Annotated in this window: 18 protein-coding genes and 1 pseudogene; 8 read left to right on the forward strand and 11 right to left on the reverse strand. The window is 58.1% G+C overall.

Features of this window, described 5'->3' with window-relative positions:
- Window positions 1–11: 11 nt before the first annotated feature.
- Window positions 12–950, reverse strand: coding sequence for a bifunctional riboflavin kinase/FAD synthetase (gene ribF / locus J7E41_RS03595; protein ID WP_214990175.1), 939 nt, complete (start codon window positions 948–950; stop codon window positions 12–14).
- A gap of 118 nt (window positions 951–1,068) precedes the next feature.
- Window positions 1,069–2,607 carry a murein biosynthesis integral membrane protein MurJ gene (gene murJ, locus J7E41_RS03600; RefSeq protein WP_214990177.1) on the reverse strand — a complete coding sequence of 513 codons (1,539 nt, stop codon included), beginning with the start codon at window positions 2,605–2,607 and terminating at the stop codon, window positions 1,069–1,071.
- A gap of 253 nt (window positions 2,608–2,860) precedes the next feature.
- Between murJ and rpsT the strand changes: the two genes are divergently transcribed.
- Window positions 2,861–3,139 (forward strand): 30S ribosomal protein S20, encoded by a 279-nt coding sequence (rpsT, locus tag J7E41_RS03605; protein WP_003215870.1) that lies wholly within the window; start codon window positions 2,861–2,863, stop codon window positions 3,137–3,139.
- Between the two features lie 128 nt (window positions 3,140–3,267).
- Here the strand turns inward: rpsT and J7E41_RS03610 are convergent, their stop codons facing one another.
- The 5 genes from J7E41_RS03610 to rplU all read right to left on the reverse strand — a co-directional run bounded on the left by J7E41_RS03610 (window position 3,268) and on the right by rplU (window position 7,033).
- Complete coding sequence (locus J7E41_RS03610; RefSeq protein ID WP_214990179.1) at window positions 3,268–3,732, reverse strand: CreA family protein; 465 nt, start codon at window positions 3,730–3,732, stop codon at window positions 3,268–3,270.
- Between the two features lie 16 nt (window positions 3,733–3,748).
- The gene (proB, locus tag J7E41_RS03615) at window positions 3,749–4,867 is read right to left on the reverse strand and encodes a glutamate 5-kinase (protein WP_214990181.1); all 1,119 of its coding nucleotides are present in this window, start codon (window positions 4,865–4,867) and stop codon (window positions 3,749–3,751) included.
- Between the two features lie 123 nt (window positions 4,868–4,990).
- Window positions 4,991–6,214: an Obg family GTPase CgtA gene (gene cgtA / locus J7E41_RS03620; RefSeq protein ID WP_169356447.1), complete on the reverse strand. Its 1,224-nt coding sequence runs from the start codon at window positions 6,212–6,214 to the stop codon at window positions 4,991–4,993.
- Window positions 6,215–6,408: 194 nt separating this feature from the next.
- Window positions 6,409–6,684: a 50S ribosomal protein L27 gene (gene rpmA, locus J7E41_RS03625; RefSeq protein WP_003215862.1), complete on the reverse strand. Its 276-nt coding sequence runs from the start codon at window positions 6,682–6,684 to the stop codon at window positions 6,409–6,411.
- A 34-nt stretch (window positions 6,685–6,718) separates the two neighbouring features.
- Window positions 6,719–7,033, reverse strand: coding sequence for a 50S ribosomal protein L21 (gene rplU / locus J7E41_RS03630; protein ID WP_003176051.1), 315 nt, complete (start codon window positions 7,031–7,033; stop codon window positions 6,719–6,721).
- A 240-nt stretch (window positions 7,034–7,273) separates the two neighbouring features.
- Between rplU and J7E41_RS03635 the strand changes: the two genes are divergently transcribed.
- From J7E41_RS03635 to J7E41_RS03645, 3 genes are all read left to right on the forward strand, one after another.
- On the forward strand, window positions 7,274–8,242 hold the full coding sequence (locus tag J7E41_RS03635; protein ID WP_214990183.1) for a polyprenyl synthetase family protein: 969 nt from the start codon (window positions 7,274–7,276) through the stop codon (window positions 8,240–8,242).
- A 144-nt stretch (window positions 8,243–8,386) separates the two neighbouring features.
- Window positions 8,387–8,728, forward strand: a complete 342-nt coding sequence (locus J7E41_RS03640; RefSeq protein WP_214990184.1) for a zinc ribbon domain-containing protein YjdM — start codon at window positions 8,387–8,389, stop codon at window positions 8,726–8,728.
- A gap of 198 nt (window positions 8,729–8,926) precedes the next feature.
- Complete coding sequence (locus J7E41_RS03645; protein ID WP_155584756.1) at window positions 8,927–9,184, forward strand: PA4570 family protein; 258 nt, start codon at window positions 8,927–8,929, stop codon at window positions 9,182–9,184.
- A 60-nt stretch (window positions 9,185–9,244) separates the two neighbouring features.
- Here J7E41_RS03645 and J7E41_RS03650 read toward each other — a convergent pair whose 3' ends face one another.
- Together J7E41_RS03650 and J7E41_RS03655 are read right to left on the reverse strand one after the other, a co-directional pair.
- A complete protein-coding gene (locus tag J7E41_RS03650) occupies window positions 9,245–9,862 on the reverse strand; it encodes an FKBP-type peptidyl-prolyl cis-trans isomerase (protein ID WP_155584757.1) in 618 nt (205 codons plus the stop codon).
- A gap of 172 nt (window positions 9,863–10,034) precedes the next feature.
- Window positions 10,035–10,523, reverse strand: a complete 489-nt coding sequence (locus J7E41_RS03655; RefSeq protein WP_214990186.1) for a TIGR00645 family protein — start codon at window positions 10,521–10,523, stop codon at window positions 10,035–10,037.
- 166 nt (window positions 10,524–10,689) lie between these two features.
- Here J7E41_RS03655 and J7E41_RS03660 point away from each other — a divergent pair, with 166 nt between their 5' ends.
- Window positions 10,690–12,525, forward strand: coding sequence for a hypothetical protein (locus J7E41_RS03660; protein WP_214990188.1), 1,836 nt, complete (start codon window positions 10,690–10,692; stop codon window positions 12,523–12,525).
- A 20-nt stretch (window positions 12,526–12,545) separates the two neighbouring features.
- Here J7E41_RS03660 and J7E41_RS03665 read toward each other — a convergent pair whose 3' ends face one another.
- Together J7E41_RS03665 and J7E41_RS03670 are read right to left on the reverse strand one after the other, a co-directional pair.
- Window positions 12,546–12,872 carry a hypothetical protein gene (locus tag J7E41_RS03665; protein ID WP_214990189.1) on the reverse strand — a complete coding sequence of 109 codons (327 nt, stop codon included), beginning with the start codon at window positions 12,870–12,872 and terminating at the stop codon, window positions 12,546–12,548.
- A 214-nt stretch (window positions 12,873–13,086) separates the two neighbouring features.
- Window positions 13,087–15,525 (reverse strand): Lon protease family protein, encoded by a 2,439-nt coding sequence (locus J7E41_RS03670; protein WP_214990191.1) that lies wholly within the window; start codon window positions 15,523–15,525, stop codon window positions 13,087–13,089.
- 267 nt (window positions 15,526–15,792) lie between these two features.
- Here J7E41_RS03670 and J7E41_RS03675 point away from each other — a divergent pair, with 267 nt between their 5' ends.
- The 3 genes and pseudogenes from J7E41_RS03675 to J7E41_RS03685 all read left to right on the forward strand — a co-directional run bounded on the left by J7E41_RS03675 (window position 15,793) and on the right by J7E41_RS03685 (window position 18,566).
- Window positions 15,793–16,281, forward strand: a complete 489-nt coding sequence (locus J7E41_RS03675) for a DUF3015 domain-containing protein (RefSeq protein WP_214990193.1) — start codon at window positions 15,793–15,795, stop codon at window positions 16,279–16,281.
- 94 nt (window positions 16,282–16,375) lie between these two features.
- Window positions 16,376–18,227, forward strand: a pseudogene (locus J7E41_RS03680) (Lnb N-terminal periplasmic domain-containing protein).
- 33 nt (window positions 18,228–18,260) lie between these two features.
- Window positions 18,261–18,566, forward strand: a complete 306-nt coding sequence (locus J7E41_RS03685; protein WP_214990195.1) for a chorismate mutase — start codon at window positions 18,261–18,263, stop codon at window positions 18,564–18,566.
- Window positions 18,567–18,599: the final 33 nt, after the last annotated feature.

The raw sequence follows: 18,599 nt of genomic DNA on the forward strand, positions 1-18,599 counted from the left end.
AAGGCTCTTCATTAGCGATGGGCGCTAGGTGCGGCTAGTGCACGGGCGGCGGCGACATCCGCATTGATCGCCGTTTTCAACGCCTCCAGAGAGGCGAAACGCTGCTCTTCACGCAGCTTTTGGTGGAAAACCACCGTCAAACGCCGGTCATACAAATCTCCGGCAAAATCCAAAAGGTGAACCTCCAGGTGGGCCTTGCCATCACCTGCAACCGTGGGTCTGACGCCTATGTTGGCGACTCCTGGCCACGATTGGCCGTCGATATCGACACTCACCAGGTAAACCCCGGTCAGTGGCACGCGACGGCGCTTGAGTTGCACGTTGGCCGTTGGCGTGCCCAGTTGACGCGCCAGCTTCTGACCGTGCAAAATCCGCCCGGCAATCCGGAACGGGCGACCGAGCAGTTGCTCGGCCAAGGCGAAGTCGGCAGCGGCCAGTGCATTACGCACCTGGGTACTGCTCACGCGCAGCCCGTCCAGTTCGACGGTTTGCGCGGCTTCGACAGTAAAACCTTGAGTCACGCCGGCCTGTTGCAGGAAATCAAAGTCCCCTACCCGGTCACAGCCAAAACGGAAGTCGTCACCGACCTCCAAGTGCTGCACGCCAAGGCCATCCACCAAAATGCGGTCAACGAACTCGGCGGCACTGAGACTGCGCAAACGTTGGTTGAAGGCCAGGCACAGGACACGGTCCACGCCCTCTTCTGCCAACAACTGCAGCTTGTCTCGCAAGCGAGCCAATCGTGCCGGCGCGGTCTCCGGGGTGAAAAATTCACGGGGTTGCGGCTCAAAAATCACCACGCAGCTGGGCACGCCCAACTCGACCGCACGCTCGCGCAGCCGGGCCAGGATAGCCTGGTGGCCACGGTGAACACCGTCAAAGTTGCCAATAGTGGCGACGCAGCCCCGATGCTCGGGGCGTAGGTTGTGGAGACCTCGAACCAGCTGCATAACGCGCTTCTTGCTCATAAAGTGGTCGATTATAACCACACCCGGCCCCGGACGACAGGCAACAGCGCAGGCCAATTGCTCGAATCGATAAAACAACCGCCTTATCGACGAAAACTCCTTAACTCAGCGACTTGCGATTGAAATCCCGCAAACGGAAGCCCATCAACAGCAACATCCCGAAGTACACCACCACCCCGGCGACCACCAATGCCCCCAGGCGCATGAATCGCTCCAGCATATGGCCTTGATCCCAGGCAGGCATCAGGTACATCAACCCCAGCAGCACGGCCGACATCATGGCCACCGCCACCAGCAGCTTGAGGGCAAACATGCCCCAACCCGGCTGAGGCTGGAACATCTGCTGTTTACGCAGTTGGTAAAACAGCAAGCCCGCGTTGATGCAGGCGCCCACACTGATGGCCAATGCCAGGCCGGCATGTGCCAGCGGGCCGATAAACACCAGGTTGAGCAGTTGCGTGACGACAAGAGTGAAAATTGCGATTTTCACTGGCGTGCGAATGTTTTGCTGAGCATAAAAGCCCGGAGCCAAGACCTTGATCACGATGATACCCAGCAGACCGACGGAGTAAGCGATCAGGGCACGCTGGGTCATCGAGGCATCAAACGCACTGAATTGACCGTACTGGAACAACGAAACAGTCAACGGCTCGGCCAGGATTCCCAGGGCCAGGGAGCACGGCAGCACCAGCACAAAACACAGGCGCAGGCCCCAATCGAGGATTCGCGAATACTCGTGACGATCTTTACTGGCGTAGGTACGGGACAGGGTCGGCAGCAAAATAGTACCGAGGGCCACGCCCAGCACACCGGATGGCAACTCCATCAGACGGTCGGCGTAGTACATCCAGGACACAGAGCCCGAAACCAGCAGCGAGGCGAAAGCCGTGTTGATGATCAGTGAAATCTGACTGACGGAAACGCCGAGAATCGCCGGCAGCATGTTTCTCATCACGCGCCAGACCCCAGTGTCCTTGAGGTTCAGGCGTGGCAGCACGAGCATGCCGATCTTTTTCAGGTGCGGCAGCTGGTACAGCAATTGCGCCAGACCACCGGCCAATACCGCCCAACCCAAGGCCATGACCGGCGGATCAAAGTACGGCGTGAGGAACAGCGCAAAAATAATCATGCTGACGTTAAGCAAGGTCGGCACGAACGCCGGCACCGAGAAACGGTTCCAGGTATTGAGGATCGCGCCGGCCAGGGACGACAAGGAAATCAGCAAGATATAAGGAAACGTCACCCGCAAGAGGTCGGTGGTCAAGGCGAACTTTTCCGGCGTATTGGCAAAACCGGGGGCTGTCGCCCAGATAACCCAGGGCGCCGCGAGCATTCCCGCAATCGTCACCAGCATCAGCACCAGGGTCAGCAAACCCGAAACGTAGGCAATAAAGGTGCGGGTCGCCTCCTCCCCCTGTTGGGACTTGTACTCCGCCAGAATCGGCACGAAAGCCTGGGAAAACGCCCCCTCGGCGAAGATCCGCCGCAGCAGGTTTGGCAACTTGAAGGCAATGAAGAAAGCATCCGTAGCCATGCTGGCGCCGAAAATACGCGCCAGCAGCGTGTCACGCACAAACCCAAGAATCCGGGAAATCATGGTGATGGAGCTGACAGCGGCCAACGATTTGAGCAGATTCATTGAAAGAGTTTTTGCCTATAGATAAAGAGCAGGCGAACAAAGCGCCCACATATGCGATACTCCGCGTCTGCAACAGCACAGAACCAAAGCTCGCGAGTTTACAGGTCAAGCGCCGGAAATAAATCACCCGCCTCTTAAGATCGACCACTCAGCAGTTCGCATCAGCCGCCCTTGACAAGACTTCAACTCATCGGCATGATTCGCGGCCTATTTTGTTTGCTATTTCCTAAAAAGTCTTTCGAGGAGCTCGACGGTGGCCAACACACCTTCCGCCAAAAAACGTGCAAAACAGGCTGAGAAGCGTCGCAGCCACAACGCCAGCCTGCGTTCCATGGTTCGTACCTACATCAAGAATGTAGTTAAAGCCATTGACGCAAAAGACGCTGAAAAAGCTCAAGCTGCTTACGTTCTGGCCGTGCCAGTTATCGACCGTATGGCCGATAAAGGCATCATCCACAAGAACAAAGCTGCTCGCCATAAAGGTCGTCTGAATGGCCACATCAAGGCTCTGAACCTTGCTGCTGCAGCCTAAGCGATAAGTTTGTTAAAAAACCGACCCTAGGGTCGGTTTTTTATTGCCTGCAATTTTATAGGCACCCCAAAACAAATGTGGGAGCGGGCTTGCTCGCCCCCACATAAAGCAGAGCAGCGCTGTCGAGCTTATTGCGCAGTCGGCCACGGCAAGATCGGAATCGCCGTCACCGCATTCTGCGGACTACCTTCGATCAAGCGGTCGCTATACACCAGGTACACCAGCGTATTGCGCTTCTTGTCGAGGAACCGCACCACCTGCATGGTCTTGAACACCAGGGACGTGCGCTCCTTGAACACCTCGTCACCGTCCTTCAATTCGCCCTTGAAGCGAATCGGCCCCACCTGACGGCAGGCAATCGATGCCTCAGCGCGATCTTCAGCCAGGCCGAGACCCCCCTTCACCCCGCCCGTCTTGGCCCTAGACAGATAACAGGTCACACCCTCAACCTTCGGATCATCAAACGCCTCCACCACGATCCGATCATTGGGGCCGACGAACTTGAACACCGTCGACACCTGACCAATCTCTTCAGCGGACGCCAGCAACGGCATCGCCAGCAGCAACCCGAGCAACCCCTTCATTACACGCATCCAGACTTCCTTTCACTTAAACCAGAATCAGGTTATCCCGGTGAACCAACTCCGGCTCAGCCATATACCCCAACAAGCCGACAATCGCCTCGGACGACTGCCCAATGATTTTCTGCGCCTCAAGCGCACTGTAGTTGGCCAGGCCGCGGGCAATCTCACGACCGTCCGGCGCCACGCACACCACCATTTCACCGCGACGAAAGCTGCCCTGGACCAACTTCACGCCCACCGGCAGCAAGCTTTTGTTACCCCGAGACAGCGCCGACACAGCCCCCTCATCCAGCACCAAAGTGCCGCGCGTTTGAAGATGCCCCGCCAACCACTGCTTGCGTGCCGCCAGCATGCCGCGCTCAGGCGACAGCAAGGTGCCAATACGCTCGCCCGCCTTGAGACGATCCAGAACCCGCTCGATGCGCCCACCCACAATGATGGTGTGAGCACCGGAGCGCGCCGCCAGCCGCGCGGCACGTAGCTTGGTCTGCATACCACCACGCCCCAGGGCGCCACCGACACTGCCAGCCACCGCATCCAGCGTCGGATCGTCGGCACGCGCCTCATAAATCAGCTGAGCATCGGGATTATTACGCGGATCAGCGTCGAACATGCCGTCACGATCCGTAAGGATCACCAGCAAATCGGCCTCGACGAGATTGGCCACCAGCGCCGCCAGGGTGTCGTTGTCGCCAAAACGAATTTCGTCGGTGACCACGGTGTCATTCTCGTTGATCACCGGGATCACCTTCAGTTCGACCAGGGCACGCAAGGTGCTGCGGGCATTGAGGTAACGCTTGCGGTCGGACAAGTCGTCATGGGTCAGCAGAATCTGCGCCGTGTGGCGACCGTGCTCGGCAAAGCTGGATTCCCAAGCCTGCACCAAGCCCATCTGCCCGATGGCGGCAGCGGCCTGCAGCTCATGCATCGCGCTGGGTCGCGCGGTCCAGCCGAGGCGGCTCATCCCGGCGGCAACCGCCCCGGACGACACCAACACCAACTCGACGCCAGCCTCATGCAAGGCCACCATCTGGTCCACCCAGACGCTCATGGCTGCACGATCCAGCCCTTTGCCATCCGCCGTCAGCAGCGCGCTACCGATCTTAACGACCCAACGCTGCGCACCTGTCACCTTGCTCCGCATCATCTTCAACCTTAGATAGAGGGCCGCGCGACCCAGCGCCGCCCATAACGTTATTCGTGACTACCGATTTCCAGATACCAAAACGCCGCTCGATTGAGCGGCGCTTAAGTTTACTGCAACGAATCAGTCGCGCACGTAAATGATTTCCGGGCCATCTTCATCATCCACGTCTTCCTCGTCCCAATCATCGTCACCGATATCATGGACCGACTTGACGCCGCTGCGGCGCAGGGCACGCTGGTCATCCAGCGCCTGCAACTGAGCACGGGCCTCGTCTTCGATGCGCTGATCCAGCTCCGCCAGCTCCGCCTTGTAGACAGGGTCGGCAGCCAGACGGTCAGCACGATCTTCGAGGTAGCGCATGATGTCGCGCGTCAGACGCTCAGTGCCTTCTTTGGCAATGGCCGAGATGACATAAACCGGACCGGTCCACTCCAGGCGATCAACGATCTCCTTGACCCGCGCCTCATGCTCCTCTTCAAGGATCTGGTCGCACTTATTCAACACCAGCCAGCGGCCGCGCTCAGCCAGAGATGGGCTGAACTTGGTCAGCTCGCTGACGATCACTTCAGCAGCGTCGGGAGCGCTGGTGTCATCCAGCGGCGCCATGTCGACGAGATGCAGTAACAGACGAGTACGGGACAAGTGCTTGAGGAAGCGAATCCCCAGGCCCGCACCGTCGGAAGCACCTTCGATCAGACCCGGAATGTCGGCGATCACAAAGCTTTTCCAGCGATCGACACTGACCACGCCCAGGTTTGGCACCAGCGTGGTGAACGGGTAATCGGCCACTTTCGGCTTGGCAGCAGATACCGAGCGAATGAACGTACTTTTGCCAGCGTTCGGCAGACCCAGCAGGCCAACATCAGCCAGAACCTTCATCTCCAGCTTCAAGTCACGCTGCTCGCCCGGCTTGCCCGGCGTGGTCTGACGCGGCGCACGGTTGGTACTGGACTTGAATCGGGTGTTACCCAGACCGTGCCAGCCACCCTGAACCACCATCAAGCGCTGACCAGCCTTGGTCAGGTCACCGATGACTTCCTGGGTAGCGGAGTCGATGATCGTGGTACCCACCGGAACCCGCAGGACCAGGTCTTCACCTTTTTTACCGGTGCAATCGGTGCTGCCACCGTTGGAGCCACGCTCGGCATCGAAGTGCCGGGTGTAACGGTAGTCCACCAGGGTGTTGAGGTTTTCGTCGGCCATCATGTAGATGGAACCGCCATCACCGCCGTCGCCGCCGTTAGGACCACCGTTTTCGATGAATTTTTCCCGACGGAAACTCATGCAACCATTACCGCCGTCGCCAGCTTTTACTCGGATCGAAACTTCATCAACGAACTTCATAACAAAACGCCTCTCGTCGCACGGACGAGCTTAAGAAACCAAGACATAAGACTCTTGCAAAAATGAGCGCAGCGACCTCAAGCAACGACCGCAAATCCAGCTGCTTTCGCCCATCACAAACAGCTTTGCAAGAGACTCACCCCACAAACGAAAAAGCCCCGTCGCGAGACAGGGCTTTTCCAGCAACTACGTAATTATGCCGCGACGACTTCAGTCTTCGGGACAATGCTCACGTAACGGCGGTTGAAAGCGCCTTTTACTTCGAACTTGATCACGCCGTCGATTTTAGCGAACAGAGTGTGATCTTTACCCATGCCAACACCGTAACCGGCGTGGAATTGGGTGCCGCGCTGACGCACGATGATGTTGCCCGGAATGATAACCTGGCCGCCATACATCTTCACGCCAAGGCGTTTGGCTTCTGAGTCGCGACCGTTACGGGTACTACCACCAGCTTTTTTGTGTGCCATGAGTCAATTCTCCTAGTGAGGAATTAGGCTGAAATTAAGCCTGAATACCGGTGATTTTGATCTCGGTGTACCACTGGCGGTGGCCCATACGCTTCATGTGGTGCTTACGACGACGGAACTTGATGATGCGGACTTTATCGTGACGACCTTGGGAGATCACTTCAGCCACAACGGTAGCGCCAGCAACAACTGGAGCGCCGATGTTCACGTCATCGCCATTGGCGACCAACAGAACGCGATCAAAAGTAACGGATTCGCCGGTAGCGATTTCCAGTTTTTCGATCTTCAGGTATTCACCTGGGGCGACCTTGTATTGCTTGCCACCAGTAACAATTACTGCGTACGACATGGTATTTCTCCGATAATCCTGCTCACCCAGCTCTTTATAAGAAGAGGTATTGGCTGGCATGGCTGCATAGGGCTGGAAGGCCTGATTGCAATTGCGTAAGGCAGGTGCTGCCCAGGAAGTTCAGGGTGCGCGATTGTACGCAAGCTAAAGAGGTGTTGCAAGTAGCCGTCTATCGCGCCTTGACACTGCGAGACGTGGGTCCTAGCATGCCGCGCAACCCTTCTGGAGCGACTGTCGCTGATGCAACCCCAAGCTTTCTACCGCGCGGTGGCGGACGATTTTAGCGCCGTCGACGGCATCATCAAGAAGCAACTGACTTCTAAAGTGCCGCTGGTCTCCAAAATTGGCGACTACATAACCTCGGCGGGCGGCAAGCGCCTGCGTCCTTTATTAGTGCTGCTGTGTGGCAAGGCTTTGGGCCGCGAGGGCGATGACCTGCGTCTGCTGGCCGCCACCATCGAATTCCTGCACACCGCTACCCTGCTGCACGACGACGTGGTCGACATGTCCGGCATGCGCCGTGGCCGGGAAACTGCCAACGCCATGTGGGGCAACGCACCAAGCGTGCTGGTGGGCGACTTCCTGTACTCGCGCTCGTTCGAGATGATGGTCGAGCTGGGCTCGATGCCGGTGATGAAGATTCTTTCACAGGCCACGCGCATCATCGCCGAAGGCGAAGTGCTGCAACTGTCGAAAGTACGCGACGCCAGCACCACCGAAGAAACCTACATGGAAGTGATCCGCGGCAAGACCGCCATGCTCTTCGAAGCCTCGACCCACAGCGCCGCAGCCCTGTGTGACGCGACGCCCGAGCAAAGCGAAGCCCTGCGCACCTTCGGTGACCACTTGGGCGTGGCGTTCCAACTGGTGGACGACCTACTGGACTATCGTGGCGATGCCGAGACCCTGGGCAAGAACGTGGGTGATGACCTGGCCGAAGGCAAGCCGACCCTGCCATTGATCTACACCATGCGCGAAGGTACGCCGGAACAGGCCGCCCTGGTGCGCAAGGCGATCCAGAAAGGCGGGATCGAAGACCTGGAAAGCATCCGCGAAGCCGTGGAAGCCTCCGGCTCGCTGGAATACACCGCCCAACTGGCCCGTAACTACGTGGCCCGAGCCATCAAATGCCTGGAAGCCCTTCCAGCCAGCGAATACCGGGACGCCCTGGTTGAGCTGAGTGAGTTCGCGGTAGCCCGTACTCACTAACATCTGTGGATATGGGCTTTTGTGGGAGCGGCACTGCCGCTCCCACATTTAGTCTGTATCACCAATTCACGACCGCGCCCCGCCCCTCAACAAAACCCTATATAATGTGCGACTTTTAGCCATCCTGACTTTCAAGGAGCTTTAGTGAGCACGTTGCCACCCTGCCCGAAATGCAATTCCGAATACACCTACGAAGACGGCGCCCAACTGATCTGCCCGGAATGCGCCCATGAGTGGGCCGTCGGTGGCGAAGCCGAAGCTTCCAGCGATGAAACCGTGAAAAAAGACTCCGTGGGCAATGTCCTGCAGGACGGCGACACCATCACCGTGATCAAGGACCTCAAGGTCAAGGGCACCTCTCTGGTGGTCAAGGTCGGCACCAAGGTCAAGAACATCCGTCTGTGCGATGGCGACCACGATATCGACTGCAAGATCGACGGTATCGGACCGATGAAGCTCAAGTCCGAGTTCGTTCGGAAAGTCTGATAGAGCTGCCTCCATCTCGTGCACTGCGCGAGATGGCGCTTCACCCTCCCCGCACCAATCCCCTCTCCGATAGCAAAAGGCCAGACCTTTTGATCGAAAACAATATCCACACAGAAAAACCCGGAAACCGCCAATAGACGCTTGCTATTCTACGAATAAGAATTATTCTCATTGAAACCCATCAAGGAGATGCGACCCATGACTTATTTGATCGATGCCTGGCTGGACCGTCCACACCCTTACCTGCGGATCCTTCATCGGGAAACCGGAGAAGTCTGTGCTGTGCTGGAAGAAGAAGCCTTGAATGAACTTCAGGACCAGGGCGACCTGGACGTCAATGGCTTGAGTTCCAGTGAGCCGGGCGTGCTGAAGGAGGTGGTCCGTAACTTGTTTCTGTTTTGCTATGCCCGAGCGTTGCGCCCGGTGACGGATCTCAATGGCAAGTTTCATCCATGAGTAACCGCGCAAAACACTGTTGGAGCGAGCAGGCTCGCTCCAACAGATAATCAGCAGGTCTTACAGAACGTCGAGCAACTCGACGTCGAACACCAGAACGCTGTGCGGCGGAATGCTGCCAACGCCTTGTGCGCCGTAAGCCAATTCGCTCGGTACATACAGGCGCCATTTGCTGCCGGCATTCATCAGTTGCAGGGCTTCGGTCCAGCCAGCGATCACGCCGCCAACCGGAAACTCTGCAGGCTGGCCGCGCTCGTAAGAGCTGTCGAACACAGTGCCGTCGATCAGGGTGCCATGGTAGTGGGTACGCACCTGGTCTTCACGAGTCGGCTTGGCGCCTTCACCTTGAGTCAGTACTTCGAACTGCAGACCGGAAGCCAGAGTGGTGATGCCATCACGCTTGGCGTTATCAGCCAGGAAAGCCAGGCCTTCGCCCGCCGCCGCTTCAGCCTTTGCAGCCGCTTCGGCTTGCATGATTTCGCGAATCACCTTGAAGCTGGCAGCCATTTGCTCTTGGTCAACACGGCTTGGCTTACCGGCAAAAGCGTCGGTCAGGCCAGCCAGGATTGCGTCCAGGCTCACGCCCGGTGGCGGGTTGTCGCGCAGTTGGTCGCCCAACTGACGGCCAATACCGTAGCTGACGCGGGTTTCGTCGGTGGACAGATTAACTTCGGACATAAAACTGCTCCGCTGTAGGAAGACCCTGAAAATGCTACAGAACTGCAGCGTTTCCCGAGTCATCCAGAACTAAAAGGGCGAGCAGACTAGCACACAATCCGGCGCCTTTATCAGCCCCGCCCTCCCAGCCAGACGCCGTGCAGGCCGAGGCCCTTCACGGCATATGCGCCTGCTAGTGCTTGGTCACTTTGTCCAGGTAACCCATGGCAAACGCCGAGATCACGAAGGTCATGTGGATGATCACGTACCACTTGAGGTGCTCCGGATCGACGTTCTTGGCATCCATGAAGACCCGCAACAAGTGGATGGACGAAATGGCCACGATGGACGCCGCTACCTTCATCTTCAGCGAAGACGAATCCATGGTCCCCAACCAGTTGAGCTTTTCCTTGCTCTCGTCGATGTCCAATTGGGAAACGAAGTTCTCGTAGCCGGAAATCATCACCATCACCAGCAAACCACCCACCAGCGCCATGTCGATCAACGACAGCAGCACCAGGATCAGGTCGGACTCCGTCATGGCGAAAACATTGGGAATGACGTGAACCACTTCTTGGAAGAACTTCAGCGCCAACGCCAGCAAGCCTAAGGACAAGCCGAAATAGATCGGCGCCAGCAGCCAGCGTGAGGCGTACATTGCATTTTCGATAAAACGTTCCATTGAATCTCACACAGCTTGGCCAGAAATGGCGGCGAGTATATCAGCCGTGCCCAAAGGCCAGAAACCACCGAGAAAACTGATCTGCACCGCATCTGTTAAAGATTTTTTCTGCTAGTGTCGAGGTCATCAACTCGGCTCGATGACGTCGGACAGGAAGACTCAGATAATGGATGTGCGATCTCCTTTGGCCAGCCTTGGCCTGTGCGCGGCGTTTCTGATGGGCAGCGGCTGCTCCCCCAGCGATGAACAAAAGCAGACCAGCCTCGAAGAACGAACCGCAAAATTCGAACAGTCCCTGGACACGATTCAGGACCCCAGGCTCAAGGATGCTGTAGCCGACCTTGGTGGCTCGCTGCTGTTGCTGGAGCGTGCGCGGGTCAAGCTCAGCACCAAACCCATCGAGACCGAGTACAGCGAAGACACCCTGGCATTGCTCAAGCACTACCCCACACCCCAGGCGCTGGTGGATACCTACATCAATGGCCTGTTTGTCCTGCGCAAGGCATCCCATTCGGATTACCTGACGGACTTGCAGCCGGTCTTCCCCTTCAACTTCAACATGCCCGACCAGTTTCCTTTCCCCCAAGGCCTGGAATGGCAGTCGGTGACCTTGAGCAACAACAAGGTCATCCCCTTCCAGCCGGAATGGTCGGAAACCGATCCAGGCATCCAGTTGAGCCCCACCAGTTCCAACCTGACCAACCCGGATGACCTGACGGTGACCTATCCGTTCATCGAAGGCATCGAGACCGAAAACAAGAGCCAGCCACAACCCGTCACCCTCAAGGGTCAGATAGAAGTGATCGCGCCGCGCAAGGTCTTCACCTTCGATCTGTCAAAGAAGGACGTGGGCCGTAAGCGCATCGAAGAAAACGTCACCGTCACCCTGCTGGCCCTGGAAAAGAACTACGCCGAGATCGAGATGACCAACAGCGCCCCTTTAGCGCCGGACGTCGGTGAGGAGTCCCCCAACCCGCTGCTGGTGCAGGCTCAGGACGCCACAGGGCAATTTCTGTCACGCTCGGGCTCGATCAACGAGAACGCCGCCCAACTGGCGTTCTATGAAAAACAATTGGCCGAGATGCAGAAACAGAAAGCCTGGTCCGACGCTTTTGAGAAACAGTTGGAAGACGAGCAGAAAGTCTTCGAACACAAGCAGAGCAGCCATTACACCAAGGTGTATTTCAACGGCCAGATCGAGAATGTGCAGGTTAGCGTCCTCGACTTTTCCAATGCCACGGTCACTCACAAGGATCTGGAGCTGCCGGTCCGCCGCTTCGACAAGAACAGCCTGGAAAAAACCGTACAAAGCCTACCCATGCCGGTGACGGTGTATGACGACCAGATGAGCGACTGGCTCAAGGACGCCGCGCTGTCCGAAGACCAGTTGAAAAGCAGCGTCAGCGTCAGCCAGTCTGTGGAAGACGCCAGCGCCGCACGCATCGAGTTCGATCACCCCTTCACGTTCAATGACGACTTGCTGGGTAACTCGCGCAATGGCGGCGACGCCCCCATCACCTTCTTTGCCGCCGATAATGCGGGCAAGCGTGGAGAGCCGATCGAACTGCCCGCCGAGGCCTTCGAAGTCGATCCGGGCCGCGGCACTATCACCTACGACCTCAACCTGTTCCCCGAAAACCCGGCGTTTGTGGTGGGTTCGATCCCGCTGTTCCTGGCCAATATCGAAAAAGGCACCCTCAATGCCGGGCAACTGCCCAAAGGCCTGGAACTGCAAGACAACGCGTTGATTATCGACCAAAAGGTCTTCCCTTCCGATAGCTGGCGCTTTTTTGCCAGGGATGCCAGCGGCAACTACTTGAAGGAAATTCTCGCTGTCAGCCACCGTGCCGAGGAATACGGCACCGAGCTGTTTGACGTGCATTACTTCTACGGCCAACCGACCACGCTGGAAACCTACCAGCGCACCGAGTTGAATACCGTGGAGTATGGCTTTGAGGTCAAGCTGGATAAGCCTGAGGCAGAACCCGTTGCCAAGCCATAGGCTCGACAACGGCTACGGACTTATCGGATATCGCTGAGCACCTGATGGCGCCCACCATTGAGCTGGCGCAGGTGTGCCTGCAAGTGCAAGCACCAGATTTGCGGGGTATCGGCCAGCTGATAACCGTGCAACATCAGGCTTTCAACGATGGACTCAAGGATGGTTTCGGCGACGAAGGGCCCATGAAACGGGCCTTGGGACTTGACGGTCGAGGGCTGTTCACCGTTCATTCCGGCGGCAAACAATAAGGTCCACATCCCGGCATCCCCGGCAAGGGGGCGAATGGAGCATTCGATACGGGTGACCAGGCCCAGGCACTGGCGGGTAAGGCAAAGGTTGCGCGTCATGGCGGCGCCCCTCATAGATCGGTGTTCAGCCTCCAGAAGGCAAGGCTGTTTCTATCCTGCGACTCCTGCTGATATCCCTTGAGCTGAGAATAGAAGAAAACCGCTACAAACCAAGGCGGCGGGGACCAACGGGCATTTGCCCCTGATCACTGAGTCAACATTGTGGCGAGGGGGCTTGTCCCCTCGCCACAAAAGCCCCCTTACAGAGTCAGGATCAGCTCGGCTTGGCTTCGGCCAACGCCTGTTGTGCCAACTCCTTCTCCGCTTCCTTGAGATCATCTTCACTGATCATCTCGGCAATCGCCCGTAAACGCTCCACCACCCGTGCGTTAACGCTGCCTTCCGGGAACTGCCCCTCTTCGTCCGGCGCACCGGCCGGCTCGCCCACCAGCAGGCTCAGGGCCTCGTCGGCCTGGCGCACGGCATAGACATGGAACATTCCATCGCGCACAGCCTGCAACACCTTCTCGTCGAGCATCAGCGTCGCAACGTTGGCCTGTGGAATGATCGCCCCTTGCTCGCCCGTCAAACCACGGGCCTCGCAAAGGCGGAAGAAGCCTTCGATCTTCTCGTTGACCCCACCCACCGCCTGCACTTCACCAAACTGGTTGATGGAGCCGGTGATGGCAAAGCACTGCTTGAGCGGCGTCTTTGACAGGGCCGAAATCAAGGTGCAAGCCTCGCCCAGGGACGCGCTGTCACCGTCGACATAACCGTAGGACTGCTCCAGGGCGATGCTCGCCGAGATCGCCAACGGGAATTCCTGGGCATAACGGCTGCCCAGGTAACCCGTGAGGATCATCACACCCTTGGAGTGAATCGGCTGCCCGAGGTTAACTTCACGCTCGATATCGACGATGCCGCTGCCGCCCGGGTACACCGTGGCGGAAATCCGCGCCGGTACGCCGAACGCCGAATCACCGACCTCCAGCACCGTCAGCCCGTTGCACTTGCCCACGGCCGCGCCGGCCGTATCGATCAGGATGACCCCGGCGAGCATGTCGTCGAGAATCCGTGCTGACACCCGCCCGGTACGCGTGGCCTTGGCCTTGAGCGCCCGCTCGATATGCCCGGCATCGGTCCGCTCATCACCCGCCAGGTGACGAATGAAATCCGCCTCACTGACCAGTTGGAACAGGTCGCCGATCCGCGCCGACAGACGCCCCTGGTTCTCCGCCAGGCGCGCGCTGTAGGTCGCCAGACGCGCGACGGCATCAGAGGTCAACGGCGCCATGCCTTCTTCCGAGGTACGGGTTTTAAGCAACTGGGCGAACTGCTCCAGGCTTTCGTCGACCATCGGGATGTCTTCGTCAAAATCCACCAACACCCGAAACATCTCCTGGAAATCCGGATCGGCGTCTTGCAGGGCGTAATACAGCTGACGCGAACCAATGATGACGACTTTGAGCTGCAACGGGATCACTTGCGGGTTCAGCGTCACGGTGGCCAGGCGGCCCATCTCGCCCAACGGCGACTCCATCTTCAGCTTGCGCGACTGCAGGGCACGCTTGAGGGCATCCCAGACAAACGGCTCGCTGAGCATTTTCTCTGCTTCGAGGATCAGGAAACCACCATTGGCACGGTGCAAAGCACCCGGGCGCAACTGCCGATAGGTGGTGTACAGCGCACCTTGGTCAGTGCTGTATTCAATCCGGCCGAACAGATTGTCGTAGGTCGGATGAGGCTCGAACACCACCGGCGCACCGCCATTGACCGGATGACCGACCACCAGGCTCGGGCAGTACTGCTCTTCCAGCAGCTTTCGCGCCTGGGCGTCGGTTTTCGCGTCGTCTACCAACTGCTCAACCACGGTTTTGAGCATGTAAACCTGCATCGCCTGCAGATAACCGCAGACAGCGGCGTTCTCCGCGTACTTCTCGGACAACGGCGCCAACAGTGGCTGCAGGGCCAGGGTGATGGTTTCTTCGTTGAACTGGCGCAGTTGGTTATTCGACTCGCGCTTCCACTGAGGCAGGCTGGCGAGTTCTTCGTTGAGGCGTTCTTCCAGTTCGGAAATATCAGTGTGGAAGCGCTCACGATCGGCTTCCGGCAGTTGCGAGAACTCAGCCTCGTCCAGCGCCTTGCCGTCGAGCATCGGCGTAAACGCAATGTTGGTACTGTCGCGGTACAGCGCCACGTCTTTTTCCAGGGCCAGGCGTTCAATCACGTCCAGGGCCCGGTCGTAACGCTGGTTGAAAGCACGGTCGATGGCGCTTTTGCGCTGTTGATAAGTCGGGTGCTCAAAGACCGCCGGGAAGGTCGCCACCAGGTTGTCGATCAGCCCGTTGATATCGGCGATGAACGCCGCTGCGCCACTCGCTGGCAACTCCAACGCACGGGGCTCGCGCGGCTCATCGAAATTATTGACGTAAACCCAGTCTGCCGGGGTTTGCAGGCGTTTGCCCTCGGCCTTGAGGTAGCGTTTGACGAACGAAAAGCGCCCGGTCCCGGGTTCACCCATGACAAAGACGTTGTAACCGGGGCGTGGCATGGCCACACCGAACTGCAAGGCTTCGACCGCACGTTCCTGGCCAAGCACACCGCGAAAGGGCTCCAAATCATTGGTGGTCGAGAAGCTGAACTGTTCAGCGGAAAAAGGACGAGTCAGCGCTTCAGGCGCTAGACGCAAGCTGGCAGCAACAGGATCAGGCATCGGGCTTCCTTACATCAGGCGGGGCAGATGACGGCATTCTGGCGCCGGGTATGGCTGGCTGGCAAGGCACGACTTAGGGAAAGCACAGACACAGCATCGAGCATGCAGAAAAACCTCATCGTTCTCGATTGTTTTACAAAAAACCACGGAACCCTTGGATCGTGCCTAAACTCCAAATTGCGCGGGTTGGATTAATAACCGACCCCTAGGGTGCCTTGAGGCACCTGAACCCTTGTCCATTGGTTTGCACACAAAGAGAACAAAGCTATGAAACGGATCCTTCTCGGTACTCTCTTCACCGTCGTCTCCCTCAATGCAATGGCTGAAGCGCCAGGCGGCCCGAACTGTGGTTGGGGTAACCTCCTGTTCGAAGGCCAGCGCGGGACGCCCGCTCACTTCCTGGCCTCCACCACCAACGGCACCTCCGGTAACGCTACTTTCGGCATGACCTCGGGGACCAACGGCTGCAGCACCAACAGCAAGCTGACCTATGGCGGCAAGTCCTGGATTGCCATGAATGGCATGATGAACGAGCTGTCCGAAGACATGGCTAAAGGTAACGGCGAAGCGCTGACCACCTATGCCGTGGTACTGGGCGTTGCGCCTGAAGACCGCGAGCACTTCGCGGCCGTGACTCACGAGCACTTCCAGCAAATCTTCAGCAAGGCTGACGTCACGGCCGAAGACGTGCACACCAATACCCTCGCAGTACTGAAAAGCGACACCCGCCTGGCGAAATACGCTACCCAGGCTTAAGCTCGACCCACCCGTGCCTTTCGAGGCACGGGTTTTATATTTTTTGGACCCGCCCCTTCCTTGGGTCTTTTTTATTTCGACTTAAGTTGCCCACATGCTCAAACGTCTTGCCTGGATGGCTCTCTTCGCCTGCGCCCCGTTGTACGCGGCCCCGCACCTTGATGATCAACGTTTGCAGCAACGCCAATGACCCGTTCTGGTTGTCCCTGGGCCATTACGAGGCCGGCAAGATCAAGGGCTGGCGCAGCTATGTCAGCGACAAAAAGTTCTTCCTCGCCGAAGACGGCGCCCATCACCCCGACGCCGAACTCAAGGCTACCGTACAGGCACTCTATGCCCCGGCCAGCCTCGGTGAACAACACGCCCAATGCGTTTACCCGGCCCGCACCCGCTGGCTCAAGGATCAGTTGCACCTGACCGACTTACCGGCCCTGGACTGCAAAGAATTCACGCAATGGTTCAAGGACGTCGCCCCCCACAGCGCGGTGATGATCTTCCCGGCGGCCTACCTCAACAGCCCGTCGTCGATGTTCGGCCATACCCTGCTGCGTATCGACCAGGCTGATGTGCAAAGCAACAACACCGCCCTGCTCAGCTACGCGATCAACTTCGGTGCCTATATCGAAGGCTCGGACAACAGCATCCTCTACGCCTGGAAAGGCTTGATGGGCGGCTATCCGGGCCTGTTCGCACTGGTGCCGTACCAGGAAAAACTCTCGGAATACCGCAGCCTGGAAAACCGCGACCTGTGGGAATACCGACTCAACCTGACCCAGGTAGAAACCGAGCGTATGGTCGAGCACGTCTGGGAGCTCAAGCAGATCCAGTTCGACTACTTCTTCTTCGATGAAAACTGCTCCTACCGCCTGCTGGAACTGCTGCAAGTGGCCCGCCCCGGCCTGCGTCTGACCGAACAGTTCCCACTCACCGCCATCCCGACCGACACGGTAAAAGCGGTGAAAGAAGCCGGTTTAGTGGAGAAAATAGACTACCGCCCTTCCCGTGAACGTGAATTGCTGGAACGCGCCAAGCCACTGGACAGTGATGAGCAGCAATGGGTGCTGAAGATCAGCGATGACCAGAAACTACTGCAAGACCCAACCTTCAAGGCCATCGCCAAAGACCGTCAGGCCCTGATCATTGATGCTGCCTACCGCCTTGGCCGCTACCGTGCCAATGGCCTGGAACGCGACACCGAGCGTTCTCAACGCAGTTTCGAACTGCTGCGGGCGATCAACCAGAACCCGCCGCCAGAGCTGAAGATCGAACAGCCTGGCCTTCCGGAGAACGGCCACGAGTCCCGCACCTGGCAAGCCGGAGTCGGTACTCGGGGCGATAAGGCGTTCGGCGAATATGGCCTGCGCATGGCGTACCACGACCTCAACGACAACGCCGAAGGCTTCCCCCTGGGCGCTCAGATCGAAATCCTGCAAATGAAACTGCGCCAGTACGAAGGCAATCACTGGCAACTGCAGCAACTGGACCTGGCGACCATTCGCTCACTGACACCCCGTAACGAGCTGCTGCAACCCTGGTCCTGGCAAGTCACCGGCGGCCTTGAGCGCGTGCCAGGCAAGCATGACGACGAGACGCTGGTCAGCCACGTCAACGGCGGCGCCGGCGGGACCTGGCAACTGCGCGACGACATGCTCGGCTTCGCCCTGGGCACAGTGCGGGTGGAACATAACAGCGACTTTGACGAATTCATCTCCCCCGCTGCCGGCTTTAATACCGGCGTGTTGTGGAAAAATCCGCTGGGAAACCTCAGCCTGGAAGCCAAAGGGGATTTTTTCACCAATGGCGAAGTGCGGCGCAGTATCAGCCTCAACCAACAGTGGGAATTGTCGCGCAATCTTGGGCTACGCCTGAGCGCGCAGCGCGAATTCAGCCATTTGGCGACACCGGTGAATGAGGTGATGCTTGAGGTGAAGTGGTACCACTACTAAATCGTCTGCCCAAAAAAAGGAGTTTCAACTGACATGGCCGTTACCTGCACCAGCCTTGAGCAAGTCCGAGAAAACATCGACCGTCTTGATCGCCAGATCGTTACGTTGCTGGCCGAACGCGGCGGCTTTGTTAACCAAGCCGCACGGTTCAAAAAAGATACCGATGGGGTCAAGGCACCTCAGCGGGTTGAACAGGTGATCGCCAAGGTTCGGGATCTATCCCATGCGGTTGGCGCCAACCCGCACGTCACTGAGCAGGTCTATCGGGCGATGATTGCCGCGTTTATCCAGCAAGAGCTGGCAGAGCACGCATCCCTGACGACCGCTCCGCAGGTATAACGCCTGGCCCCTCGCTACAGGATCAGTACCCGT

Source organism: Pseudomonas fluorescens, from assembly GCF_018614655.1.
Lineage (GTDB): Bacteria > Pseudomonadota > Gammaproteobacteria > Pseudomonadales > Pseudomonadaceae > Aquipseudomonas > Aquipseudomonas fluorescens_BX.